The sequence below is a fragment of the Enterococcus sp. AZ170 genome, assembly GCF_050545135.1.
Classification (GTDB): domain Bacteria; phylum Bacillota; class Bacilli; order Lactobacillales; family Enterococcaceae; genus Enterococcus_L; species Enterococcus_L ureilyticus.
Genome location: NZ_CP172947.1, coordinates 3,200,399 through 3,226,817 on the forward strand (window position 1 = coordinate 3,200,399; position 26,419 = coordinate 3,226,817).

At 38.8% G+C, this 26,419-nt stretch carries 22 protein-coding genes and 1 pseudogene; 9 read left to right on the top strand and 14 right to left on the bottom strand.

Annotated elements, in window-relative coordinates; all coding sequences use genetic code 11:
- Position 1 precedes the first annotated feature (1 nt).
- Together IGJ55_RS15320 and pepV are read right to left on the bottom strand one after the other, a co-directional pair.
- Positions 2-955 (bottom strand): ABC transporter ATP-binding protein, encoded by a 954-nt coding sequence (locus tag IGJ55_RS15320; protein ID WP_430606791.1) that lies wholly within the window; start codon positions 953-955, stop codon positions 2-4.
- Between the two features lie 191 nt (positions 956-1,146).
- On the bottom strand, positions 1,147-2,562 hold the full coding sequence (gene pepV, locus IGJ55_RS15325) for a dipeptidase PepV (RefSeq protein WP_429948438.1): 1,416 nt from the start codon (positions 2,560-2,562) through the stop codon (positions 1,147-1,149).
- Between the two features lie 151 nt (positions 2,563-2,713).
- Between pepV and IGJ55_RS15330 the strand changes: the two genes are divergently transcribed.
- On the top strand, positions 2,714-3,565 hold the full coding sequence (locus tag IGJ55_RS15330; protein WP_430606792.1) for an NAD(P)H-hydrate dehydratase: 852 nt from the start codon (positions 2,714-2,716) through the stop codon (positions 3,563-3,565).
- A gap of 81 nt (positions 3,566-3,646) precedes the next feature.
- Here IGJ55_RS15330 and IGJ55_RS15335 read toward each other — a convergent pair whose 3' ends face one another.
- The 5 genes from IGJ55_RS15335 to IGJ55_RS15355 all read right to left on the bottom strand — a co-directional run bounded on the left by IGJ55_RS15335 (position 3,647) and on the right by IGJ55_RS15355 (position 8,159).
- Positions 3,647-3,832 (bottom strand): hypothetical protein, encoded by a 186-nt coding sequence (locus IGJ55_RS15335; protein ID WP_430606793.1) that lies wholly within the window; start codon positions 3,830-3,832, stop codon positions 3,647-3,649.
- Positions 3,833-3,875: 43 nt separating this feature from the next.
- Positions 3,876-4,697: an ABC transporter permease subunit gene (locus IGJ55_RS15340; RefSeq protein WP_430606794.1), complete on the bottom strand. Its 822-nt coding sequence runs from the start codon at positions 4,695-4,697 to the stop codon at positions 3,876-3,878.
- Positions 4,694-5,581 carry an ABC transporter ATP-binding protein gene (locus IGJ55_RS15345; RefSeq protein WP_429948433.1) on the bottom strand — a complete coding sequence of 296 codons (888 nt, stop codon included), beginning with the start codon at positions 5,579-5,581 and terminating at the stop codon, positions 4,694-4,696. Before IGJ55_RS15345 ends, IGJ55_RS15340 begins: the two co-directional genes overlap by 4 nt.
- A gap of 118 nt (positions 5,582-5,699) precedes the next feature.
- Positions 5,700-6,422 carry a pseudouridine synthase gene (locus IGJ55_RS15350; protein WP_069640298.1) on the bottom strand — a complete coding sequence of 241 codons (723 nt, stop codon included), beginning with the start codon at positions 6,420-6,422 and terminating at the stop codon, positions 5,700-5,702.
- 87 nt (positions 6,423-6,509) lie between these two features.
- Positions 6,510-8,159, bottom strand: a complete 1,650-nt coding sequence (locus IGJ55_RS15355) for a putative polysaccharide biosynthesis protein (RefSeq protein WP_069640299.1) — start codon at positions 8,157-8,159, stop codon at positions 6,510-6,512.
- Between the two features lie 464 nt (positions 8,160-8,623).
- Here IGJ55_RS15355 and IGJ55_RS15360 point away from each other — a divergent pair, with 464 nt between their 5' ends.
- Positions 8,624-10,141, top strand: coding sequence for a UDP-N-acetylmuramoyl-L-alanyl-D-glutamate--L-lysine ligase (locus IGJ55_RS15360; RefSeq protein WP_429948431.1), 1,518 nt, complete (start codon positions 8,624-8,626; stop codon positions 10,139-10,141).
- An 84-nt stretch (positions 10,142-10,225) separates the two neighbouring features.
- On the opposite strand, the gene IGJ55_RS15365 is transcribed toward IGJ55_RS15360, so the two are convergent.
- Complete coding sequence (locus IGJ55_RS15365; protein ID WP_083244373.1) at positions 10,226-11,134, bottom strand: AEC family transporter; 909 nt, start codon at positions 11,132-11,134, stop codon at positions 10,226-10,228.
- Positions 11,135-11,533: 399 nt separating this feature from the next.
- Between IGJ55_RS15365 and IGJ55_RS15370 the strand changes: the two genes are divergently transcribed.
- On the top strand, positions 11,534-11,851 hold the full coding sequence (locus IGJ55_RS15370) for a winged helix-turn-helix transcriptional regulator (RefSeq protein WP_069640301.1): 318 nt from the start codon (positions 11,534-11,536) through the stop codon (positions 11,849-11,851).
- Between the two features lie 273 nt (positions 11,852-12,124).
- On the opposite strand, the gene IGJ55_RS15375 is transcribed toward IGJ55_RS15370, so the two are convergent.
- From IGJ55_RS15375 to IGJ55_RS15390, 4 genes are all read right to left on the bottom strand, one after another.
- On the bottom strand, positions 12,125-14,590 hold the full coding sequence (locus tag IGJ55_RS15375) for a heavy metal translocating P-type ATPase (RefSeq protein WP_429948426.1): 2,466 nt from the start codon (positions 14,588-14,590) through the stop codon (positions 12,125-12,127).
- A gap of 280 nt (positions 14,591-14,870) precedes the next feature.
- Positions 14,871-15,890 carry a LacI family DNA-binding transcriptional regulator gene (locus IGJ55_RS15380; protein ID WP_069640303.1) on the bottom strand — a complete coding sequence of 340 codons (1,020 nt, stop codon included), beginning with the start codon at positions 15,888-15,890 and terminating at the stop codon, positions 14,871-14,873.
- Between the two features lie 113 nt (positions 15,891-16,003).
- Positions 16,004-16,678, bottom strand: a complete 675-nt coding sequence (gene pgmB / locus IGJ55_RS15385) for a beta-phosphoglucomutase (RefSeq protein ID WP_429948425.1) — start codon at positions 16,676-16,678, stop codon at positions 16,004-16,006.
- On the bottom strand, positions 16,671-19,010 hold the full coding sequence (locus tag IGJ55_RS15390; protein ID WP_430608170.1) for a glycoside hydrolase family 65 protein: 2,340 nt from the start codon (positions 19,008-19,010) through the stop codon (positions 16,671-16,673). The genes pgmB and IGJ55_RS15390 overlap by 8 nt, the downstream gene beginning before the upstream one ends.
- Before the next feature lie 182 nt (positions 19,011-19,192).
- Here IGJ55_RS15390 and IGJ55_RS15395 point away from each other — a divergent pair, with 182 nt between their 5' ends.
- The 3 genes from IGJ55_RS15395 to IGJ55_RS15405 all read left to right on the top strand — a co-directional run bounded on the left by IGJ55_RS15395 (position 19,193) and on the right by IGJ55_RS15405 (position 23,026).
- On the top strand, positions 19,193-21,370 hold the full coding sequence (locus IGJ55_RS15395; protein ID WP_430606798.1) for a PTS transporter subunit IIBC: 2,178 nt from the start codon (positions 19,193-19,195) through the stop codon (positions 21,368-21,370).
- A gap of 79 nt (positions 21,371-21,449) precedes the next feature.
- A complete protein-coding gene (locus IGJ55_RS15400) occupies positions 21,450-22,271 on the top strand; it encodes an endonuclease/exonuclease/phosphatase family protein (RefSeq protein ID WP_069640307.1) in 822 nt (273 codons plus the stop codon).
- Between the two features lie 119 nt (positions 22,272-22,390).
- Positions 22,391-23,026: an SDR family oxidoreductase gene (locus IGJ55_RS15405; protein WP_207121477.1), complete on the top strand. Its 636-nt coding sequence runs from the start codon at positions 22,391-22,393 to the stop codon at positions 23,024-23,026.
- Between the two features lie 192 nt (positions 23,027-23,218).
- On the opposite strand, the gene IGJ55_RS15410 is transcribed toward IGJ55_RS15405, so the two are convergent.
- Both IGJ55_RS15410 and IGJ55_RS15415 read right to left on the bottom strand, forming a co-directional pair.
- Positions 23,219-23,839, bottom strand: a complete 621-nt coding sequence (locus tag IGJ55_RS15410; protein WP_207121476.1) for a GyrI-like domain-containing protein — start codon at positions 23,837-23,839, stop codon at positions 23,219-23,221.
- Positions 23,840-23,913: 74 nt separating this feature from the next.
- Positions 23,914-24,717: a MerR family transcriptional regulator gene (locus IGJ55_RS15415; RefSeq protein ID WP_430606800.1), complete on the bottom strand. Its 804-nt coding sequence runs from the start codon at positions 24,715-24,717 to the stop codon at positions 23,914-23,916.
- Positions 24,718-24,867: 150 nt separating this feature from the next.
- Here IGJ55_RS15415 and IGJ55_RS15420 point away from each other — a divergent pair, with 150 nt between their 5' ends.
- From IGJ55_RS15420 to IGJ55_RS15430, 3 genes and pseudogenes are all read left to right on the top strand, one after another.
- On the top strand, positions 24,868-25,752 hold the full coding sequence (locus tag IGJ55_RS15420; protein ID WP_430606802.1) for an AraC family transcriptional regulator: 885 nt from the start codon (positions 24,868-24,870) through the stop codon (positions 25,750-25,752).
- A pseudogene (locus IGJ55_RS15425) lies at positions 25,749-25,898 on the top strand (DUF3788 family protein); the annotation flags it as partial. The gene IGJ55_RS15420 and the pseudogene IGJ55_RS15425, both read left to right, overlap by 4 nt.
- Before the next feature lie 97 nt (positions 25,899-25,995).
- Positions 25,996-26,418: a MerR family transcriptional regulator gene (locus IGJ55_RS15430; RefSeq protein WP_069640311.1), complete on the top strand. Its 423-nt coding sequence runs from the start codon at positions 25,996-25,998 to the stop codon at positions 26,416-26,418.
- The last annotated feature ends 1 nt before the right edge of the window (position 26,419 follow it).

Here is a 26,419-nt window from a genome sequence, read left to right on the forward strand (position 1 = left end):
ATTATTGATCACCTTTTTCTATCTTTGTCTCTAAGAAGCGTAAAATCGTTCGATCTGTGATTTCACCGATAGATCCTTTCTCATTAACTAGTACAACTGTTTTCCCATCAACAAGTAAGCCAATCACAGTTGGTAAATCGGTGCCTAAATTCACTATCGTTTCGCCGGTTATTTGCCCAGCTTCAATAAATCCTGCTTCTAATAAATCTTCTGCACAATAATTTTCTAAATTAGCCTGTTCATGTTGGAAGAACTGCGCAACAAATTCATTGGCTGGATGATTTTTGATAGCTTCCGGTGTATCGGTTTGAACGATTTGCCCATCCTTCATCACACAAATCCGATCACCTAAAAGCAACGCTTCATTCATATCGTGGGTCACAAAAACAACAGTAGTCGCTAATTCTTTGTGTAGTTCTTTGATCAATAATTGTAATTGCCCTCTTGAAATTGGATCTAACGCACTGAACGGCTCATCCATCAAAATAATATCTGGTTTGGCTGCAATCGCACGTAAAATCCCAATACGTTGCTGTTCACCACCAGATAATTCAGCAGGTTTCCGATGGAGGTATTCCTCTGGTGGTAAGCTGACCTTTCTGAGTAATTCTTCCGTTCGTTCTCGTCTTTTTGCTTTACTCCAGTGCTTCATTTCGGGAATCAATTCGATGTTTTCAGCAACTGTCAAATTTGGGAAAAGAGCGATTTGTTGGAGAACGTAGCCGATCGTTAAGCGTAATTCTTTTAAATTGTAATCAATCAATCGTCTGTTATTAAAATAGATATCGCCATCTGTTGGCTCGATTAAACGATTAAGCATTTTTAAAGTGGTTGTTTTTCCACTTCCACTTGGACCAACTAAGACAAAAAATTCACCGTCTTCAATTGAAACATCGAAGTTTTCTAATACAAATTGATCGTTGTATTTTTTTGATACGTTTTGAAATTTAATCATTTATTCACCTCATTTTTTTCTTGTATGCATATGCTCTTTATTTTTAGGTAATCTTTCATTATTTTTAAATATGTTTATAAGTATACTTGAAAATGTCCGATGTTTCTAACGACTTGTTTCTATTGTACAGAAAAAAACCTGACAACTGTCTGTCAGGTTTTCTGATTTTTTTATTTTTATAGTAGCGCTATTTATTTCGCTAAACGATAAATCGCATCCGCATAAATAGCTGTCGCACGGAATAAATCATCCAACGCCATAAATTCATTGGCTTGATGCATGGTGTCTGTATAGCCTGGGAACATTGCGCCATACGCCACGCCACGTTTTAGTAAACGTCCGTAAGTTCCGCCACCGATGATTTGTTCATGGCCTTTTTGACCAGTATGATCTTCGTAAACTTGTAATAAGGTTTCAACCAATGGATCATCCGCTGGCACGTAATGTGGTTCTTGGTTACGTCCACCTTGAACGATTTCAGCACCGATTGCACCTGCTGTAGCTTTCACACCCGCTTCTAATTCAGCAGCTGTTGTGCCTTTAGGGTAACGGAAATTCAAGCTCATAAAGTTGCCTTCTTCAGCATCTTTCTTGAAGACGAATAAACCAGCGTTCATTGTTAATTTACCCATCTTAGTATCTTCAAAGGCTACGCCTAATTTTTCACCATAGAAATCTTCATGAACAAGCGTTGCAGCAACCTGGATAAATTCTTTTGCTGCGCCAGCAAATGCATAGCTGTTTAAAAATACTGCTAAGTATGTTGCCGCATTGATCCCAGATTGAGGGCTAGCGCCGTGTGCGCCTTTTCCTACAACTTTGATTGTAACAGTTGCACCATTCGCTTCAAATTCGCCAGAAATTGGCTCCTCATCTACAAATACGCTAAATGCGCCTTGCATTTTTTCAGCTGCTTCGGCAGTTGGAACTGTGATTACAGCCGTTGCCGTACCTGGAACCATATTTTCACGTAAGCCAGCATTAAAGCTTTCTAATTCATATTCGCCTTGGCTTGATCCGCCAAAACGAGCGTATAACGATACGTTTCCTTTTTCACCGTTGATGATTGGGAATTCTGCATCAGGAGAGAAACCAAAATCAGGTTTTTCTTCGTGTTTGAAGTAATAGTCCATATCACCCCAGCCACTTTCTTCATCACTTCCAACAACAAAGCGAACTTTTTTAGATAATGGTACGCCTAAATCTTTGATGATTCTTAACGCATAATATGCCGCCATACTTGGGCCTTTATCATCACTTGAACCACGCGCGAAGATTTTACCATCTTTGATGACAGGTTCATAAGGATCTGTATCCCAACCGTCCCCAGCAGGTACAACGTCCATGTGACCGAAGATGCCTAAGGTTTCGTTGCCTTCACCATACTCGATATGTCCAGCGTAGTTATCAACATTTTTCACAACGAAACCATCACGCTCGCCATAAGCTAACATATGCTTCAAGCCAGCAACAGGTCCTGGTCCAAATGGTGCATCTGGTGTTACTTTTGAGTCATCACGCTCACTATTGATGCGTAATAGATTTTGTAAATCTTCTAATAGCGCATCTTTACGTGCGTCTACTTCTTTTTGCCAATCAATTGTCATTTTTTAGTCACTCCAATTCATTATTCTACCTTCCCATCATACCACTAACTTGTTTAAAAGAAAAAGGCGGAAATGGTTTTTTCATAATCTTTTGCTCTTGTTCCAAAACAGATTTATACTAAAAGAAAAGCAATTAAAGGAGACTATCGGGATGAAAGACTTAACCAGAGACGATTTAACCGCAGTGATCCAGCCACGTCCACAAGAATCTCACAAAGGAACATTTGGACGTGCAGTATTGGTTGGCGGCAATGCAACATATGGCGGCGCGATCATCATGAGTACCGAAGCTACTGTTAGAACAGGGACTGGATTGGTTTCCGTTATTACAGCCAAACATAATCACAGCGCACTGCATGCTCGTTTACCAGAAGCAATGGTGCTTGACTGGACACTTACGCGAGCAGTCAGTGAGTTATTAGGTACAGCAACTGTTCTCTTGATTGGTCCTGGGCTAGGTTTAGATTCACACAGTCAACAGCTGTTGCAACTGGTTCTTCAACAGCAAACGTCTACTCAATGGCTTGTGATTGACGGATCTGCTATCACCTTATTTGCTCAGAGCGACAGTCACTTAAATTATCCAGAACACATAGTTTTCACTCCGCACCAAATGGAATGGCAGCGTCTGAGCGGTCTTAAGCTGACGCATCAGACGATAGATAATAATCAAGCAGCTCAAAAAAAATTAGGTGCAACGATCGTGTTAAAAAGCCATCGAACTGAAATCTATACGACGAATGAACAATATCGAAATCCCTTAGGCACTCCAGCTATGGCTACTGGGGGAATGGGGGATACTTTAGCTGGCATGATCACTGGTTTTTTAGCTCAATTTCCTGATAAAGAAGCCGCAATTTGTGCAGCAGTGTATCTTCATAGCCAGATTGGTGAAGAATTGGGTAAAAAACGTTATGTTGTCTTACCAACTGAAATTAGTCAGCAGATTCCTCGCTTCATGAAACTGGCTGAAAACATAAATAAAAAGACAAAAGGAAAATGAGGCTCACTTTCCTTCTGTCTTTTTTCTAAAAAAATCAGTTTGTAAAATCCCCATATATACTTCCATCCACTCTGCTAGAAATTACATTCGTAAAACTTCACTAGCTTCAGGATGTTTCTTTCCAAACGGAAGGCTTTCCTCAATAATTTGATTAACTACGCCTACTATCAACTGAACGATATCCTGCTTAGAACTCTCCTTTTTAACAGGCAATTGTAAGACAGTCTTTAATAATAGTTGAATCGTCAGTTTCCAATTACGATTCATGTAGTCTGTCGATTTTATCAGAAAGGTGTCTAATAAAATTACCTTATATTTTCAAATCCTTCCGTTGATAAACCAAATATGTTCCACCAAAAAATAACACAATCAAAACACTTAAGACACCAACACTTACTACCGACAATCCCTTATCCAGCAAATTACTTGGAATTCCTAGATGGGTCGGAGAAATGTTTTTGGCCCAATTAAATGATTCTTTCAAATCGGAAAAAATCCCGATCAAATAAAAGCCAAATACGATCCCTAAAGAAATACTCGTACTTTGTTTACTTGATTTTAAAAGTGTTGAAAGAAAGAAACCTAAAGACAAGAAAAACAATAAAATCAAACTTTCCTGCGTAAAAATCTTCCCAATTTCTCGGATGATCGTCGTTACTGAATCTGTTGATTGCCGATATATTAACGTTGCTCCTAAGGAAACGGCAAATGATACTAGCCAAAAAATTGCTAAGATAAAGACGTTTCCTGCTATCTTACTTGTAACAATGCCGCTACGCGTTACTGGTTGTGCATATAAAAATTCAATCGTTCCGTCCGTTTCTTCTTTGATCAATGACTGACTTCCCAACATCATTGCATAAACAGAAGCTGCTAAGAACATATACTGAAAATAGTACGCAAAAAAACCTGTTGCTATTAAAAAACTTGCTTGTCCACTCACGCTGATATTGAAGGTTTTCAATAGTGAAGGAGACAACCCATTTAACTTTGCATCCAACAACTCTTTCATTTCTGAGCTGTGCATTTGTAGGTACACGGCACTAAATCCAACTATAATCACTGCAAATAGAATCGTCCAAATAATCAATCCTTTGACTAATGACTTACTTTCGATTTTGGCTGTGATCATTTTGCAGCTCCTCCTTCATACAATGCCATAAACTGATCCTCTAGTTCTGGATTGGTGACTGTAAAGTCTTCAATCGACTCATCTCCTAACAATGGTACAACCTTATGAAGATCGCCTTCGTAAAATAATCGTGTTTCGTTTCCTTGATGTTTTAAAATTGCTGCCCCCATCTTTTCGAAAAGCGATAACGGAATATGATCACCGATCAATGTAATAACTTTTCCAAGTGATTTTTCTTTTGTAATATCTTGAACGGTGATGATTTTCCCCTGACGGATGAATGCTGCCCGGTGTGCATGCTGTTGCACTTCATTTAAATCATGACTGGATAAGAAAATCGTCATGCCTTTTTGGTTATATTTTTCCAGCTCTTCAAATAGTCGATGCTGCATCAGTGGATCTAACCCATTGGTCGGCTCATCTAAAATCAATAATTCTGGATTTGGTAAAATACCAGCCGTGATAGCGACTTTCTTTTTATTTCCTAAAGATAGTTCGGACATCTTTTTTTGTCTATCAATATCGAACAGCTCGATAAAGTAATCGATTTGTTGCTTGCTATTTTTTATTTGATGAAAATCAGCTACATACTGCAGTATTTCACCTGTGGTCATATGGGGATAAAATCGTACATCACTCGAAACATATCCTGTGCGTTTACGAACCTCTTTGGCATCTTTGATACTATCCAACCCAAGTAAAGTGGCAGTTCCTTGATCTGGATAAGTAAAATTCAACATCGCTTTGATTGTTGTTGATTTTCCTGCACCATTTGGGCCGATAAAACCATAGATTTCACCGTTTTCTACAGAAAGATTCACTTGATCGATCGCTGCTTGTTTTTTATACACTTTAGTCAAGCCTATAAGTTCAATGGCCTTCATTTTACGATTCCTCCTCATTGACCTCTTAGTCAATTGCAGTATATATCTAGGTTAACTTATTAGTCAAAAAAATCTGATTGAATGGAATGTTTGAATCTGCAACATTCGTTCGATCAGACTATACTTTTCCTTTTAATCCTTCAAGCTCTGCTGCAGTTAGTTCTCTATACTCACCTAATGCTAGATTTTCATCCAACCACAAACTGCCCATCCGCAGACGTTTTAAGTAAACGACTTTTTTATCAACTGCTTCAAACATTCGTTTTACTTGATGAAACTTGCCTTCTTGGATAATCAAGCGAATCTTTGACAGCTGATTTTGTTCATCTACAGCTTCGATCGTTAGGTGGCTTGGTTTTACCAGCTCTTTATTCGTTAAAGCGAATCCTGCAGCAAATAGATCAATGTCTTCTTCTGTCACAATTCCTGCAACTTCTGCAAAATATTCTTTATCTACATGTTTTTTAGGTGACAATAATTGATGAGCCAGCTGACCATCGTTTGTCAGTAGCAACAACCCCTCTGTGTCTTTATCCAAACGTCCAACAGGGAATAAATCTTCTCGGAAATCTTCATCGTGCAATAAATCGATCACGGTTTGATCCCATTTATCTTCTGTCGCTGAGATCACCTCTTGAGGTTTATGCAGCATATAGTAGTAATACTTTTGATAAGTCAATTTTTCCCCAGCAAATTTAACAACATCTTGTTTTTCATCAATTTGTGTTTTACCCTCTTTGATTACTTGGTCGTTTACAGTAACCATACTTTTTTTCAGCAACTGCTTGGCTTCTTTACGGCTGCCAACACCTGTTTCTGCAAGAAATTTATCTAAACGCATATGTTTCCCCTTACTATCAGAACTTATTTTTTCTAATAAAGAGGATGGAACATAACTCCATGAGTCACATCCCAACCTCTTATTGTTCTATTTTATTTTTAGCTTACGACGAATTTTACCTACGCCCGCTCCCAGCAACTTATCTGCTAAACGTAATTTTAACGTGATATAGCCATATACCGCACCACCAAATGCGGCAACGATCATAATGATCAAGAAAGACTGGAATTTACGTGACGGATCTAAGAATAAATACAAGAATTGGCGCATCACAATTGCGGCAATCATCATTACTAATGTGATCAAGAAAATCAATAATCCACGTCGCAATGTCAAGCCAAAATTAAAGTGACTGACTTTCTTGATTTTTCTCATGATCAAGAAACAAGACAAGGAAAAACCGATCATTGTCGCAATCAAAGGACCGTACACTTCAAACAAACGAATACTTGGGTATTGTACGATCAATTTCAACACTAAGCCTAAAGCAAAATATTTAATCGCTGCCTCATTTTCGTACATCCCCATCAACATCGTCGATGATAACATATAAAGACCCATAAATAGTCCTGCAAAACAAGCTTGGATCAATACGGAAACGCCTAGCGCATCTGGCGCATAAAACATCGTATAAAGAGGTTTAGCTAAAACGATCATACCAAAGGTTGCTGGCAGCATAACAAACATGAATAACTGTAAGTTATTACTGATCAACTTTGATAAGTCTCGATATTTTTTCAACGTAATCGCTTCAGTAATCAAGGGCAATCCTGTCGCTGAAATCGAGGTTGCTAAAGCAATCACGACCATCGTTAATTTGTCCGGATTTGCATTAAAAATCGCAAACAGCGTTCTTAACTGGCTTCCTGAATAAGTCGTAAATGTATTCATAAAATTAGAAAAAGTAAATTGATCGACTAATTTAAAGACTGTTACACCTGAACCTACAATGATGAATGGCAATGCTTCTTTTAGTGTTTCCGTCAATAAATCACGAGTTGAAGCTTTGTGTTCATTGGCACTATGTGCTGCCAAATAGTCAAACATCGGTTTTTGTTTGTGAAAATAGTAGATTAGAACAATGAGACTTGCTAACATCCCGATAAATGCTGCCAGTGTTGATTGGGTCACAGCATCAACATAATTCCCTTCAAAAACTCTCATGATGATAAATGCTGTCAATAACATATAAAAGACACGAGCAATCTGCTCAACGATTTGAGACAAAGCATAGGGCATCATATCTTGGTTTCCTTGGAAATAACCGCGAACAACACTCATACATGGAAAAATCAAAACAGCTAAACTGAGCGAACGCATCGTCGGAATCAATTCTTCTCCCCCACCAGACCATTTCGCTAACAAAGGAGAAGCTAAATACATGACGATGGCAAAAATACCTCCTAAAATAGCCATTAATTGAAGCGCTTTGTAAAAAAGCTGTCGGCTGATCTTATATTCATTCAACGAATTATAATAAGAGGTTTGTTTGGCGATTGCTGCAGGTATTCCTGCTGTAGATATTAATAAAAAGAGAGCGTATACGGTATACCCCATTGAAGATAAACTATTTGCTTCATTAGCGTGACTTCCCATCCATGCATACCATGGGATAATATATACCGCACCCAACAAACGAGAAATTATATTACTAGCTGTCATCCAAGCCGATCCTTTAACCATTTTTTCTTGGTTAGTCAAGATCGGTTGATCAGCAGGATTTGGTTGATTTATCATTTAACTCCTCCAACTTTCTTTGAACATGCTTTCTTTATTTTAATTGTTAAATCAAGTATATGCAACGACTTTCTTGAATAAATTAACTTATTTATCGTTTCCTCACAGATTTTGTAAAAAAACAGTCGTTTTCATTTTTGAAATATCTAAAAACCAAATAAACACTTCATTTATAACTATTTCTTTTTTTGTTTATATTCAAAGATAAAAGTACTAGATATCGCTTTTAATTCATAATTTTCTTTATATTTCACATAAATATGTCTAATATGTATTTGTTATTTTAATAGAAAAATTATATTGGAAATTCTTCACTTTAGGCGATGAACTCCTCCGTGTTTTTTTCGTCCTCTTCCAGCAAGCATCTTGAAGTTTTAACATTTAAATTGTATGATGAATTTCTAACAGATTTTTATTCCAAAAACCTTACATTCAGATTTTAAAAACCGCTTGGAGGCGTAATGATGACTATTTCTTTAGAAAAAATCCGCGAATGTTTACTTAAAGAACATCTCTTAAAAGAATTTGTTTCTACGCAAACTTGGTCTTTGACTCTGCCTAACTCGTTGGCTGACAAAACATTTGATGCTCTTTCTTATGATTCCCGGACTGTAAGTTCTAAGACACTTTTCTTTTGTAAAGGACTCAATTTCAAACCTGAATACTTAGAAAATGCAGTCGCAGCTGGTCTTGATAGTTATGTAGCAGAACAACCTTATGACGTGCCCGCAGCATTGGGAATCATTGTCACAGATATCAAAAAAGCAATGGCTGTTTTGAGCATGACTTTCTATGATTATCCACAACATAAATTGAAACTGATCGGCTTTACAGGGACCAAAGGAAAAACAACAGCTGCTTACTTCACTAAATTCATTTTAGATCAGACAACAAACAAAAAAACAGCGATGTTGTCTACTATGAATTCGACTTTAGATGGCCAAACATTTTTTAAATCCCATTTAACAACACCAGAATCCCTTGATCTTTATAAAATGATGAATGAAGCAGTGAGCAACGGCATGAGTCACTTCATTATGGAAGTCTCATCACAAGCCTACAAGACCAATCGCGTCTATGGTTTATTTTTTGATGTGGGTATTTTCTTAAACATTACACCTGATCACATCAGCCCGATCGAACATCCAACATATGATGATTACTTTTATTGCAAACGGCAACTAATCAAACAGTCGAAAACGATGATTTTGAACCATGAATCGGATCATTTTCACTTGTTGAAAGAAACTGCGCAGCTTTACAGTATTCCTTATCTTGTTTATGGCAATCAAGCAGCATTGGATACCGACTATTGCTACCAAACAGATCCAGTAGATTCCCTAGCTTTTTCTATTGAAGCAAAAGAGGATCAACTAATGGTCACCGGTGACTACCAACTTCGTTTGGGTGGCGATTTCAATAAAGGAAATGCCTTAAGCGCTATTCTTGCGAGTGCCTTAGTAGGCGCAGATCGAAATGACTGTCAGCAAGGAGTCAAAGAAACGACCGTCCCTGGAAGAATGGAATTATTGACGAATACAAATGGTGCGAAAGTTTATGTCGATTATGCGCATAATTATGACAGTCTAAAGAATCTTTTAACGTTTGTCAAAGAAGAACATCCAACTGGTCGTTTACTTGTTGTGATCGGTAGCACAGGAAACAAAGCGATTTCAAGACGCAAAGATTTTGGGGCTGTTTTATCTGAATTAGCGGATATTGCGATTTTAACCACCGATGATCCAGCCGATGAAGATCCAGTCACTATTTGTGAAGAAATCAAAGCCCACATCACAACAGACATCCCGACCAAAATAATCGCGGACCGCAGTGAAGCAATCAAAGAAGCTCTGGCAATCAGCCTAGCGGAAGATGCTGTCATTTTAGCTGGTAAAGGGGCAGACTTGTACCAAAAGGTCCATGGGAAAGATATGCCTTATGAAGGTGATTTCCAAATTGCGGAACGCTTGATCACTAAGTAAGATACAGACGTCAAACCGATAAACAGTTAAAGAGAGCAAGACGAATACCTTTGTGTGTTTTTCTTGCTCTCTTTTTTACTTGTATCATCCCATCAACATCATCACAATCGTCATCAAAACCAAACTAATCAAAATACTCGCAGAAGAAGTAAAGCCAACCGTTTCCTCAGGCATGCCTGCCTTAACACTATTGATCACCGAAAATGTCGGCATTGGCGCTAAGCACAAGACAACTAGAACAATTCGTAATAATGGCGACAATGGTACAACAAACGCAAACAACAACGCTAATACTGCGCCACATAGATACCGCCAAAACAAAACTTCCTTAACTAAGTGGAGCGCTTTTTTAGGCAGTCTTAATTCAAAATACAACCCGATCATAAACATTGATAAAAAACCATTGGCTTTTGCCATCATATCCAATATCCCTAATAGCTCCACAGGTAATCTAACTTGGCCGATCCTAAGCAATAACATGATCAGATAGGCTGTAAAAGGAGCAGATTTAAGCAACGATAAACTAATTTTTTTCAACGTAGTTTCCTCTTTAGAGCCAACCATTTTATCGATTAGTAGCGTACTCCCACCCGTCAGCATCACACTATTTCCGATATCAAACATCAACAGAAAAGGTACTGCCAAAGGATAAAAACCTTGAATAAATGGCAAACTAAAATTACCGATATTATAGCCAGACATGGTATACATTTGAAATTTCTGTTCTAAAACAGAACGCTTTTTACTGACTTGACTGCCAATCAAAATCACGAGAACATTCAATATGATCCCCATAATCAGCAAGAAAAATAGTGTTTCTGAAACGACTACATTCGCTAAACTCACGATCACTGTGGCAGGTAACGTGATATTTACAATGATCACAGACAACATGCTCCCGTCTGCTTTATTCAACAGTCCGATCCGCTTCATTAAATAGCCTAAAAATATCATAAAACAAAAACCTATCGCTTGTAGTAAAATTTCTTTCAACCAACTCGCCCCTCACTTGTTTATTCCTATCTCCAATTATAACAAAAAAAGAAACGCTCTATGTAAAAAAACATCTGCACAGCATTTTACGCAGATGCATTGTTGATTCATTATAGTAAATGTTCTTTGGGACGCTTGTATATCCTTTGAAAAAAGAAATGCTCGCGTTAAAAGCAGCATCACACTTCCAATCACCAAAAAATTCACTGGTATCATGTATAAGGTTCCCTTATCAAGTAGACTCATTCCAAAGGTGAACAAGCTTAATAACCCAGACTAAAGAGCGCACCAGCTGTGCCGATCACATCTTGAAAGTCAGTCAATGCTAAACTGAGGCAATTAGGCAACGCAGTTCCTGTTCCAGTCAGTGGAAGAAAATGAATAGAAGGACATGAGAAAATGAAAAAAAGAAAAATCCATAATTGTTTAGATGGTTGTTCTGTAGAATCAACCTTACAACTAATTTCAGGTAAATGGAAATGCGTGCTACTGTACCATTTAATTTTTGAAGTTGCTTATCGTTACAGTGAATTGCACCGCTTTCTCCCTTGTATCACTAAACGGATGTTGAGCTTACAATTAAAAGACTTAGAAGCAGATAAGCTCATTCAACGAACCGTCATACAGGAAAAGCCCATAGTTGTGAGTTATTCCGTAACAGAGTATGGGCGAACGTTGGCTCCAGTTGGTATAAAAAAATTCCCCGATTTACAATGATCCTTACTTCCATTACACTAAAGTCACTTATTGCTTAACGCGATAAACTTTTAAATAAATGGAGGAAATCAACTTGACTATAAATACACCAGAAAAAACGCCAAACAAAAGATGAAATTTTGACGATCGTCGTATAAAATTCCTTATTTTCGCTTTTACACTTCTATATAAAAAAAATCGACTAATTATCTTAGAATCAGTAATCTTTTTACTGTTTGCTAAGAAAATAGTCGGTTTTTCGTTTCTTTTCACTTAAATAGATATTAGTAGCTCTTATTTCTTCAACGCTGAAGGCTTAAAGCCTTTCAATCTCAATGCATTCAACAATACAGACACTGAACTAAAACTCATGGCAGCTCCTGCAATCATTGGGTTTAACAATGGACCGCCGAATAAGTAGAGCACGCCCATCGCAACTGGAATACCTAGCGTGTTATAAGCAAATGCCCAGAATAAGTTTTCTTTGATATTCTTGATCGTCGCCTTACTCAACTCTACTGCTGTCGGTACATCCATCAAATCACTGCGCATCAATACGATATCTGCTGATTCCATCGCAACATCGGTCCCAGAACCAATCGCAATCCCGATATCTGCTTGTGCCAACGCAGGGGCATCATTGATGCCATCACCAACCATGGCAACTTTTTTTCCTTCATTTTGAAGTTTCATTACTTCATTGGCTTTATCTTCTGGTAAGACTTCACTTAAGACACGGTCGATTCCAACTTGTTTCGCAATCGCTTGGGCTGTCCGTTTGTTGTCTCCTGTGATCATCGCAACTTCGATGCCCATTTGATGTAGTTTTTTGATTGCGGGAATGCTGTTTGGTTTGATCGTATCTGCAACAGCGATAATACCTGCGATCATACCGTCTTTTGCAATATACATCGGTGTTTTTCCTTGTTCCGCTAATTGATCTGAAGTCGTTCCTAAATCACCTAAAGAAATAGCACGATCATCCATCAATTTTTTGTTTCCTAATAATAAATGGCTGCCTTCGATCGTTACTTCGATTCCATGCCCTGGAATGGCATTAAATCCTTCTGTTGCAGCAAAAGCTAAGTTTTTTTTCTCAGCTCCATTAACAATTGCTTCACCTAATGGATGTTCTGAGCCCTTTTCAGCAGATGCCGCTAAACGTAGTAGCTCATCTTGTTCCAAGCCGTTTGCGGTTAAAATATCCGTTACTTTGGGTTTCCCTTCTGTGATTGTTCCTGTTTTATCGAAAACGATCGTTTGGATTTTGTGCGTCGTTTCAAGTGCATCCCCACTTTTGATCAATACGCCATTTTCAGCACCTTTTCCTGTTCCTACCATGATTGCAGTTGGTGTGGCTAATCCTAAAGCACAAGGACAGGCGATAACTAAAACGGAAATCGTAATTGTTAGGGCGAAAACCCAAGATTCTTGTCCTAAGAAATACCATGCTAAACCAGCTAAAACAGCTAGCACCATCACGATCGGTACAAAGACACCGGAAATTTTATCCGCCATTTTAGCGATTGGTGCTTTCGAGCCTTGGGCATCTTCTACCAACTTGATAATTTGAGACAAAGCAGTATCTTTACCCACTTTAGTTGCTTTAAAACGGAAACTACCATTCTTATTGATGCTTGCGCCAATAACATTGTCGCCAACTTTTTTCTCAACAGGCATGCTTTCACCTGTCAGCATGGATTCATCGATGGCAGATGAGCCTTCGATCACAACACCATCCACTGGGATTTTTTCACCTGGACGGACGACAATAATATCTTCTAATTGAACGCTGTCGACTGGGATTTCCATTTCTTGACCATTACGGAAAACACGAGCATTTTTCGGTGCTAAGCCCATTAATTTTTTGATGGCTTCAGAAGTTTTTCCTTTTGAAACAGCTTCAAAATATTTTCCCAATGTGATCAACGTTAAAATAACACCTGCTGATTCATAGTATAAGGCCATCGTAAATTGCGGATCTCCGGCAAAAATCATCACCGTACCATACAAACTATAGGCTACAGCAGCGCTGGTTCCTAGAGCGACCAAAGAATCCATATTCGGATGTCCTTTGAATAGCGCCTTGAAACCGACAATAAAGAAGCTTCTGCCCAAATATAAAACAGGCATCGTTAAAATCAACTGGACCAGAGCAAACGTTTCAGGATGCATCATTGGATCAATGAAAGCTGGCAATGGTAATCCAACCATATGTCCCATTGCAACATACAATAAAGGTACCGTGAACACTGCTGACAGCCAAAAACGTTGCCACATATCTTTGATGTGTTTTTGTTTTTTCTCGCGGTCTTTGTCTACCGTATCAACCGAATCTATTTGTTCGACTGCACCGTACCCTGCATCGGCTACGGCTTTTGTTATATCTGAGACATTTAAAATTGATGGGTCATAATCGACGACCATTTTTTCTGTGGCTAAATTGACAGATGCTTTTGTAACGCCGTTCAATTTTCCTGTTGTTTTTTCAATCGTTTGCGCACATGAAGCACACGTCATTCCTTCTATATCAAATGTTCGTTGTTGGAGATTGCTCAATGCTTCATACCCTGCATCGGCTACTGCTTTTTGAATGTCAGTTTCTGAAAGTTGGCTTTCATCATATTCAACATTTAGCTTTTCTGTCGCTAAGTTGACCGTTGCCTTTGACACACCCGTTAGTTTGGCTGTTGCCTTTTCGACTGTTTGTGCACATGAGGCACACGTCATCCCTTCTATATCGAATGTTTTTGCTTCCATTTTCCCAGCCCCCTTACTTACTTCATTTTTATAATCAAAATCACAATGACTATATTTGTAGTCGAATCATTTCTTCTTTATATTAAGGCAGAATAGTCCATTTGTCAACCAAATAATCCATTATTTTCTATTATCATTTAATTTCCAAATAGTAAAAAAGACTGAGATATGACTCGTAGAGTCATATCTCAGTCTCAAGGAATCCGATTTAACGGTAAGAACAAAAGCAATTTTTTTGTCCTATCCTTCCTTATTTCATCATTAAAATTAGCTAGTAAAATCATTCTATCGCTTTCAAAGAAAGGACTGTCTCTCTTTTGATCAGTTTATGAGGAATCACCATCCGAACGCCTGTCGCCGCTTTTTCCTGTAATGATTCGATCAACTTTTGCATCCCCATTTTGCCAAGTTCTGCAATATCGATATCGATACTGGTCAAATAAGGATGAACGAGTGTTGCATAAATCGAATTATTGAAACTGATCACCGAAAAATCATCTGGCACGCGATAGCCATACATTTGCGCTAATTGAATCATTCGCATCGCAAAAATATCATCGATCACGACAGCCGCTGTTGCTTTTGTTTCTTTTAAAAGCTGTTCAAACGCTACATAATCTTCCGGTTTTTCCATATCTACTGAAGGAAATACCGTCAAATTTGCTAACATCATCGCCTTTTGGTAGCCAAAATAACGCTCATAATAAACATTTTCATGGGTCGTATTCGTAATAAACAAAATATCCTTATGCCCATTTTCAATTAAGTAATCTGTCGCATGTTTTCCGAGTAATTGATTATCATTATCCACATAAATGACCTTATCTTCATTTGTATACGGCTGACCGATCAATGAGAAGGGAACTTGATTTTCGAATAGATAATCGATGACTGGATCATCTTTATCTGAGTATAGTAAGATGAATCCATCGACTTGCTTTTGACGATGCATCAGTTGAACATTCTCTAACAACGTCTCAAAAGATTGCGCCGTAGCAATCGCTGTTGTCATACTGTGTTTGCGCGCTTCAGCATTGATCGACTCAATGATTTCCAAGTAAAAAGGATTTCCCATACGTTCACGAGAATCTAAAGGTGGTAAAATCACCCCAACTGCACCTGATGAGCGTTTCCCGAGATTTCTCGCAGCAATGTTGGGCACATAACCCATTTCTTCCATTACCTTATAGACTTTTTTCTTCGTCGCATCTGAAATACTTGAGTGGTCGTTGATCACTCTGGAAACAGTGGAAGTAGCCACACCAGCTTTTTTAGCAACATCTTTAACAGTAATTGTCATCTATTCTCCTCCTTTCATGATGAATCTTATAAAATCATTCTATCGTAGAAAATAATACCATAGATTGGTACTCTGTTGTTATCGTCTTTTCATTCAGGAATGATTCCTTGGCATCAATCCTCTGCTTTCGCTGTGTTCCAGATAGATAGTAAGAACTCGAACGTTAATTCTTTCGTGGACGAAACAAGTGCGATATCCGTCCCAAGATCTTCTGAACGCCCCACACCGATCGGTAACGCCTGGCTTGCAATAATGGCTTGAATACCCGCTTTAGCGTCTTCGATTCCGATGCATTCTGCTGCTGTCAACCCAACGTTTTTGGCTGCTAATTGAAAAATTTCTGGATCAGGTTTTCCCTTTGCAACTTCGGCCGGATCAGCAATACCATCAAAATAGGACTTCAACTCCATTTTTTTTAATAGAAAAGGACCATTTTTACTAGCAGAAGCCAAAGAGAGTTTGATTCCTTGTCTTTTTAAGCTTTTTAACAACTCTAAAATCCCTGGATAAACATCCTTTGGACTGACTTGTTGGATCATTTCCACGTAATACTCATTTTTTCGCGCTGCTAACTCAGTAAATTGTTCTGAAGTGAAGGCATTTGTTTTTCCACCATGAGCTAGTAGTAACGTTAATGAATCTTCACGACTAACCCCTTTCAGTTCTTCATTAAAGGCACGATCAATCGTAATCCCAATCTCTTTTCCTAACCGTTGCCATGCTTGATAATGATACTCCGCTGTATCCGTTAGCACACCGTCTAAATCAAATAAAACACCTTTAAACATCCTCATTCACCTTTTCCATCTCACGCACTAATTCATCAGCCAAAACGACATTGTGTCCGTATAGTGTTAATGGCAATTCTGAGCCTGAAACAAGTTGTAAACGAACGTGATCTTTATCAACCGTTACATATAACAATCGCCCACGATAATTCACATGGAAGGCATAGCTTGTCCAAGTACTTGGTAAAAACGGTGCAAAGCTTAATTTTTCATCAGCCGTCTTCATTTGCGCAAAGCCTTGCACGATTGCAAGCCAACTCCCTGTCATTGAGGTGATATGCAGACCATCTTCTGTATCGTTGTTGTAATTATCTAAATCTAAACGAGCTGTCCGTTGGTACATTTCTACCGCTTTTTCTTCCATCCCGAGTTCTGCCGCTAAAATCGCATGAACACTTGGCGATAAAGAAGATTCATGAACCGTCATCGGCTCATAAAACAAGAAGTTCCGTTCTTTTTCTGCTCGTGAAAAACGTTCGCCAAAGAAATAAATACCTTGTAAAACATCTGCTTGCTTGATAAAGCAAGAACGTAGAATACGATCCCAAGACCAATGTTGGTTTAATGGTAAGTCCTCTGGTGATAATGCTGTTCTCGGCAGTAAATCTTTATCTAAAAATGTATCATGTTGGACAAAAACGCCTAACTCTTCATCAAATGGATAATACATATTTTCGATGATTTCCTGCCAATGTGCTTGCTCTTCTTCAGAAATGTCTACAGGTGTTTCTACTTGATATTTCATGTAATTCTCTAAGGTATACTGCAATACCCATGTTGCAATCGTATTTGTGTACCAATTGTTGTTGATATTATTTTCATACTCATTTGGCCCTGTCACACCATGAATCATGTATTTTCCAGTGCGTTTAGAAAAATGAACGCGATCTGCCCAGAAACGTGCAATTTCAGTTAGAACTTGCAGGCCTTCATTTTTTAAATACTCCTTATCTCCCGTGTAATTCACATAATTATAGATAGCATAGGCAATCGCACCATTTCGATGGATTTCTTCAAAGGTGATTTCCCATTCATTGTGGCATTCAATTCCTGTGAAGGTCACCATTGGATACAAAGCACCAGCTAATCCTTGTTGGCGAGCATTATGTTTTGCTTGTTCTAATTGGTTATAGCGGTATTTCAATAGATTTTTTGTTACTTCTGGTTTTGCTAAAGCTAAATATAAAGGAACCGCGTAAGCTTCTGTATCCCAATAAGTAGCACCACCATATTTTTCACCTGTAAAGCCTTTTGGTCCGATGTTCAAACGTTCATCTTCTCCATAGTAGGTCGTAAACAATTGGAATAAATTAAACCGAATCCCTTGTTGCGCTGCATCGTCTCCTTCGATTACAACATCAGCCAGTTCCCAACGTTTTTTCCAAGCCTCATTTTGCTCACTCAATAATTCATCGAAGGTTTTCGTCGTTTGTTTCAATAGTTGAATGGCCTTTTCTTGTTGTTGCGCTTCTGGAATATCACGACTAGTTAAGACGATGACTTGTTTCTCTAGCGTGATCGCTTCGTTTGTTTGTAGCTTCGCTTGAAATGATTGTTGTACTACTAAAGGCTCTGTTTCGGCAACACCTACTTTGGCCTCTGTTATATGTTTCATCGCGGCCGTTACACTAAACTGTTCAATACCAAACGGATTTGGAATTGTTTTAGTTGTTAAAAAGCCGATTGCTTCTTCAAAGCCAGATTGTTGTGCTTCCCAAAACATTTCATCATAGTTACTATCTTCATTACGAACATCGCCATCGATTTTTGAGATAATTTGAATCTCTGCACTTCCTTCAAGAACTTCTGCCGTTACTCGAACCACAGCCAGTTCTTGTTGCACAATACTCAAAAAACGCTCAAATCTGAATTTGACCCTTGTATTCCCGTTTTCAAGAATGAATGTGCGTGTCAACAGCCCGTTACGCATATCTAATTCTAAGTAAAAATCTTTTGGTTCTTGTACACCTAAGTCTACCGCTTCTCCATTCACAAAAATGTCCATCGCGATAAAATTGACTGCATTGATAACTTTTCCGAAGTATTCAGGATACCCATTTTTCCACCAACCGACTCTCGTCTTGTCAGGATACCAAACACCAGCTAAATAGGTTCCTTGATGATGATCCCCTGAATATTGTTCTTCAAAATTTCCTCTCATTCCCATATAACCGTTTCCCATTGATGTTAGTGACTCTTGAAGACGGCGTTCATTACGTTCTAATTGATGTGTAGTAATTTTCCATGGGTCTATTTCAACTAAATGCTTCATTTTCTCTCCTCCTGTAAATGAGTTGCTTCTTAGCATCATAATAAACGCAACCGATTGCATTGTCAAACATTTCTTTATGCTCTACTGCTTATTAGATAGAAATCCTTTTATTATAATGGAAATATCATTTTATCAATAATACAACAGAGAGAATTTTGGTTAAGGGTTTACAAATATAAGAATCTGATTTATACTACAGTCAACGAAATCGGTTGCACTATCATTGCAAAGGAGAGAAAAAGATGAAAAAGTTACTAAGTTTTGAGTTTTGGCAAAAGTTTGGGAAAGCATTAATGGTCGTAATTGCGGTTATGCCCGCCGCAGGGTTAATGATCAGTATCGGGAAAACGATTCCTCTAATCAACCCAGACTGGGCAGCACTAGCAACTACAGGTGGGGTTATTGAAAATATTGGCTGGGCTGTCATCAGCAACTTGCATATTCTGTTCGCACTTGCGATCGGCGGCAGCTGGGCAAAAGAACGTGCTGGCGGAGCATTTGCGGCTGGACTTTCTTTTATTTTGATCAACCGCATCACTGGTTCGATTTTTGGTGTCACTAGTGATATGTTAGCCGATGACAAAGCCTTTACGCACACCTTATTTGGCACAAAAATCATGGTCAAAGGCTTCTTTACTAGCGTTTTAGAAGCACCCGCCTTGAATATGGGGGTTTTCGTCGGGATCATTGCAGGTTTCGTCGGCGCGATGGCGTTCAACAAATACTACAATTACCGCAAACTACCAGATGCTCTTTCGTTTTTCAATGGGAAGCGCTTTGTTCCATTCGTTGTGATTCTTTGGTCAACGATCGTTGCGATTCTTTTAGCTATTGTTTGGCCTTACATCCAAGCTGGTATCAACAATTTTGGCCTTTGGATCGCTCAATCTCAAGATACTGCACCTGTTCTCGCACCATTTTTATACGGAACATTAGAGCGCTTGCTATTGCCATTTGGCTTGCATCATATGTTGACGATTCCGATCAACTATACCCAATTAGGCGGAACTTATGAAATCTTATCTGGTGCACAAGCTGGCACGCAAGTATTCGGGCAAGATCCATTATGGTTAGCTTGGGCAACTGATTTGGTCAATCTAAAAGGCGCTGGTGATACATCACAATACAACTACGTCTTGGCAAACTGGACGCCTGCTCGTTTCAAAGTAGGACAAATGATCGGCGCTTCTGGTATTTTGATGGGTATGACGCTAGCTATGTATCGTAATGTCGACCCTGATAAGCGTTCCAACTATAAATCAATGTACCTTTCAGCTGCTTTAGCCGTATTCCTAACAGGAGTCACAGAGCCTTTAGAATTTATGTTTATGTTTGCGGCAGTGCCGCTATATGTTGTTTATGCCATCATCCAAGGTGCAGCATTCGCGATGGCAGACATCGTTGCATTACGGGTTCATTCATTTGGAAATATTGAACTTTTGACCCGAACACCCTTAGCCATAAAAGCCGGTCTAGGTGGCGATTTGCTGAATTTCGTTCTTTGTACTATCGCATTTGGTGTTTTGACTTATTTCATCGCCAATTTCATGATCAAAAAATTCAACTTTGCTACACCTGGTAGAAATGGCAACTATGATAATAATGACAGTCAAACTGACTCAACTACAAACAGCGCTCAGAGTACAGCTGGAATCGCCCCTCAAATCATCGATATCGTTCATCTGCTAGGCGGAAAAGAAAATATCGTGGATGTTGATGCGTGTATGACTCGATTACGGGTCAGTGTTACTGACAAGAGTAAAGTCGGAGCAGAAGATGCCTGGAAAAGAGCTGGCGCGATGGGACTGATTGTAAAAGATAATGGTGTCCAAGCTGTTTACGGACCCAAAGCAGATGTGTTAAAATCAGATATTCAAGACCTATTAGATTCAGGCGTTGCAATTCCCACACCGCAGCAAACTGAAACAAACGCTACGACCGAAAACAACTCAACGTATCTTGGTCTAACAAAAACAATCGTACCTGTTGCTAATGGTGAAGTGATCACTATGGATCAAGTAGATGATCCTGTCTTCTCACAAAAAATGATGGGCGACGGTTTTGCTGTCATTCCAGAAGACACAATGATTTACGCCCCAATTGATGGTGTAATCAGCAGTATTTTCCCATCTAAACACGCTTTAGGCATCCAAACAGCAGAAGGCCTCGAAGTCCTAATCCACATGGGACTAGATACGATTGAAATGAAAGAATCGGCCTTTACGATCCTAGTCAAAGAAGGACAAGAAGTAACCGCAGGTGAAGCAATCGCCACGGCTGATTTAGAAAAAATCAAAGCAGCCGGTAAACAAACAACCATGATCGTTGTCTTTACCAACGGTGAAAAGATCAAGACATTCCATTTGGATAAAGTCGGTAAACAAAATCCCGGAACAGCTATCGGACGCTTAGACATTTAATATACGGAAATTTCTAAACAGGTTCGGCGTAAAGCTCACAGAGTTTTATTCTGAGCCTGTTTTTATGGAGGAAATAAATATGAACATACTGACATTAAACACCCATAGTTGGTTAGAAAAACATCCCTTAGAAAAATTACAACAATTAGCTGCTCAAATCATTAGAGAAGACTATGCAATAATCGCCCTACAGGAAGTCAATCAGCGAATCGACAGCTCACTAGCAATTTCTCCACAAAATTTCCACCCAACCAAAGAGCAATTACCAATCCATGAGGATAATTTCGCGCACCTTTTAGTTCAACGACTAAAAGAACAAGGGCACGACTACCATTGGAGCTGGACCTATAATCATATCGGATATGACCTTTACCACGAAGGTGTTGCCTTACTGTCAAAACAACCAATCCAGCCAACTGCACTCGTTGTGTCTGCAGAAAAAGATCCTAATGATTACCGGACTAGAGTTGCATTAATCGGACAAACCAAAGTTGGTAAAAAATCAATCACTGCTGTAAGTTGCCACTATTCTTGGTGGACAGAAGTTGGTGGATTCGCTGATGAATGGTCAAAAACTGAAGCCGCATTGCAAAACCTCAGTTCTCCATTAATCATCATGGGAGATTTTAACAACCCTGCTTCAGCTAAATATACTGGCTACGAGCTTGTCCTTAACAGTCCTCTTTTGTTGCAAGATAGTTTTTTAGCTGCTAAAGAAAAAAGGGGCGAACACACTGTGGAAAAAGCAATCGATGGCTGGGGTGAAAATCAAGAGAAATTGAGGATCGACTTCATCTTCACTTCACAAGAAATGGCGATTTCCAGCTATCAGGTTGTATTTGACGGAAAATACACGCCCATTGTCAGTGACCATTTTGGCGTAGCAGTAACGATTCAATAAAATACGAAACAGTACGTTTATGGAGAATTTCAATTTTCGACGGACTGTTTCTTTTTTCTCATTTCAAAATCAATGATAAACTAACTGATAATAACCGTTTTCAAAAGGAGGAGACTCAGATGAATATCACGATTTTCGGTGGTAGCGGATTCGTTGGACAAAAACTAACAGAAGAATTAACGAGCCGCGGACATAATGTGACGAGCATTTCCAGAAGTGGCCGGCCGGCAGGCTTAACCGCTCCATGGTCAAAAAAAGCAACCTGGGTTCACTCCGATATTTTACAGGATACGCATTGGCATTCAGCTGTCAAACACGCCGATTGGGTCATCGATACGATTGGTATTCTCTGGGAGCATCCTAACAAAAAAATCACTTATGATCGCTTTATTCTACAACCTGTCCAACTAATTCTAGATTATCTACAAAAGCATAATCCAACTGCTGAATTCTTATTTATCTCAGCTAATAGCGCGCCGCTTCCTTTAAGAAAATATATGGATGCGAAACTACAAGCAGAGCAATTGATTAAAGATAGCAGTCAGCCCTATACTATTGTCTATCCTAGTTTTGTTGTCGGTAAAGCTCGCTTTCTTTCAATCACCGGAGGACGAGTTATTACTTTTATGCAAAAAATACCAGGTGTTAGAAAGCTTGTCCAAAATTATACTCCGATCTCCAGAGAAAAACTCGCAGTAGAACTGTCGAATGTGGTGGAGGGGAAAACGTCGCTTTACACGCAACGACAGACATAAAAAAACAGGACATGTTTTTTTTCAATTGATAGAATAAGTAGCTCGCTAGCTTATACAGTAATACAAAGCCAACGCCTTTTTCACTTCAAATCAATACAAATAATCGCTAAAAGGGAACTAGCATGACGACTAACTCCTTTTTTAGCGATATTCTGGGCATAAAATGCTGCTCTTATGCCTCTCTTATACGAATTATTTAACAGGATAGCGTAGTGTTGTTTTCATTTTTTCAGGCGCTACTTTCCTCCCATCAGAAAGGTAGATTTCTCTATGGGAAAATGTCTTTCTACTCAATCGATGTTCGCTACAATAACGCTCCATCACTTCAAATGTTTTGCCTTCCTCACTATATGGACCTACATGCAGCATTTGTACACATATCCCCTCTTCGATCGTTTCAAATTTTACCTTTTGGTTATTCGGATTTGGTTTCTTTTTAGTTACCTGCTCTAAATTAGCGAACGCAATCTCTTCCGTAATAAAATCAGGTTGTCGAATCATAATTTTATAGACCAAATCTGCCTTATCAAAGGCCCGCCCCTCTGCCACCGCTTCATCTGATAACGTCCAAAGTCCTTCTAAAGGATAAACGGTATATTCAAAGGGTTCCTTACCAATCAGCCCCTTTTTAGCCAACATTCTGATACCATAGGATAGCGCATACAAAGCACTGACCTCTTCTGAGAATTGTTGTCCATTAGGATCCCCCTGCCCCGATAGTGTGTAAAATTTTTGTTCTGGAACGTTAATCTTGATTGGTTTTTCTTTTGGTAAATATAGTTCCTTCTCTTGTTTTCTCCACTCAAATTTCATTGTTATTTCCTCCTTATTTTAAAGGCTAAACAGGTGCTTACAATTACGATAGGATGGATTATTGACCCGCAAAGCTAGATAAACGATTTGATAGGTAAAAAAATTTCCGTAACGTATTTCGCTTGGTTCCCCTTGAACTTCTTGCCACTTCCTTTAATAAATGTATTGATAAACGAAAAATCTGTCTCCAATCGATGTTGCTCTACATGATCGATCAATACTTTATACGCCTGACCAATCTCCTGATAATCCCCGTAATGAAGTGTTCGAATCCCTGTCATTTCAGGAAAAATCTCATTTTTCACCTGTTTACTTTCAATAAACTGCCGAACAGGCAAAGCTATTTCATATTGTATTTTCTCATCTAACAGCTCACGTTGACTCGTGAACAGCTCACCCACAACAGCCTCCTTAGCTGCTTGATATAAGTGATCCACTTCCGGTCCCATTTCATCAAATGGACAAGTACATCTCCTAGTAATGACTCTTTGCGCTGATTTGGTATGTGGTTCAATTCTATATTTTTGCTCACAAGCATCTATTTCACCTACCGTTATCATTTGATCGATTTTTTTCATCAATCGTTCTTTCTCTTGTATTTCTTCTAAAATAAAGGCCTTTTTTTCAAGCAAATAATAGGCTAAATCGCCCTCTTCTTCAATTCCATTCAACACTTCTTTGATTTCTGAAATCGAAAAATCACTATTTCTTAATAACGTCAGTTGATTCGCTAATGTGAAATCTGCTTCGTCATAATAGCGATAGCCATTCTCTTGATCTCTTAAAGAAGGAATCAGCAACCCTTCTCGATCATAATAACGTAACGTTGATTTTGGAATAGCTGTCATTTTTGAAAACTCATTGATTTTGTACTTCATCTGCTCACCACCTTTTTTATAGTATAAACCTTACACTGCACTTGAAAGTCAAGTATCCCGTAAATTTTCCCTGCCACTCTTTTTTGGGCAGAGAAAGTGAGGTACACTTAGTTTAACTATTATACAATGAAATCAGGAGTTGATCATATCATGGAATGGGTTACTAGACTGGAAAATTCATTAGACTATATCGAAAAACACTTAACAGAAGAAATCGATTTTGCGCATTTAGCTACCCTCGCCTGCTGCTCTACTTATCATTACCAACGTATTTTCTCTTACATGGTTGGCGTCCCCTTAGCCGTTTACATTCGACGTAGAAAATTGTCTTTAGCAGGTGTTGAATTACAACAAGGCGCTAAAGTAATTGATGTCGCCATTAAATACGGCTATGAATCACCGAATTCATTTGCCCGCGCTTTTAAAAACCAGCACGGAATCACGCCTTCTCAAGCACAACAAGAAGGGAGTCTACTAACCTCATATCCTAGAATCAAGTTCCATATCACGATCAAAGGAGATGTAGAAATGGAATATCGCATTGAAACAAAAGAAGCGTTTCGGATTATCGGCGCAAAAAAAGCATTATCTGCAGACATTGAGGAAAACTTTAAGGAAACCCCATTATTTTGGCAGCAAGTCGGAATGGACGGCACATTGAACAATTTGATTCCGCTAATGACTCAGGAACCAAGAGGCGTAATGGGGATTAGTGTCGGTTTTGAAGCTGCCCCTACAGACAAAAATGATTTTTCAAGCAGTGAAGGAACATCATATTATATCGCCGTTGCAAGTGATCAACCAGCTCCGGATACATTAGAAGAATACACTATACCAGCATTCACATGGGCTATTTTTTCTGGACATGGTGCAATGCCTCACGCTATCCAAGAGTTAGAAAAACAAATCGTCACAGATTGGCTGCCAAGTTCTGGATACGAATACGCGAATGGCCCTGATATCGAACTTTACCTTGATGCTAATCCAAGCAATGCCAGCTTTGAAGTTTGGCTGCCTGTTATAAAATCACAATGATCCCGAGTTACTCTCAAACCAAGAGGTTGGGACAGGAGTGTTTAATCCCGAGAAATAAGAAGGAATTCACGAAAATTGCTCTTCAAATTTTTGTGAATTCCAGCTTATTTCCGAAGGGATTGCTTCTGCTCCCACCGTTTATACAGACTCTTGGTTTGTTTGTCGTAACTGCAGATTTCATGAATCCACTCTTGACCTTTGACTTATATCCAATGTTACACTAATTGTATAGGAGGGATATCCATGAAAATAACCGCATTTGCCCAGTGCTTCAACTTATCAACTGATGCTATTCGCTTTTATGAACGCTCTGGTCTGCTAAAGCCTGAACGTCAGCCAAACGGCTATCGTGAATTTACAGAAGCGGATCAGCAAGACCTTAAAATCATCTTAGCTTTAAAAGCATTGGATTTTTCGATAAAGGAAATCAGCTATGTACTTGAATTAAAAAGACGCCCGATTTCCATTCAATGCAACGACGATTCAACTAAATTTCTAATCAACAAAATCGACTTTATTAAGAAAAAAATTGATTTTTACGAAATGGCCTATCAACTGCTACTAAAAATAAATACTACGATTGAAAATAATAGCTATGTAGAACAGCACGCCGAATTATTCAGTTTGATCGATCAATTGGCTAGCTATGGATTGGAGGTGCATTAAA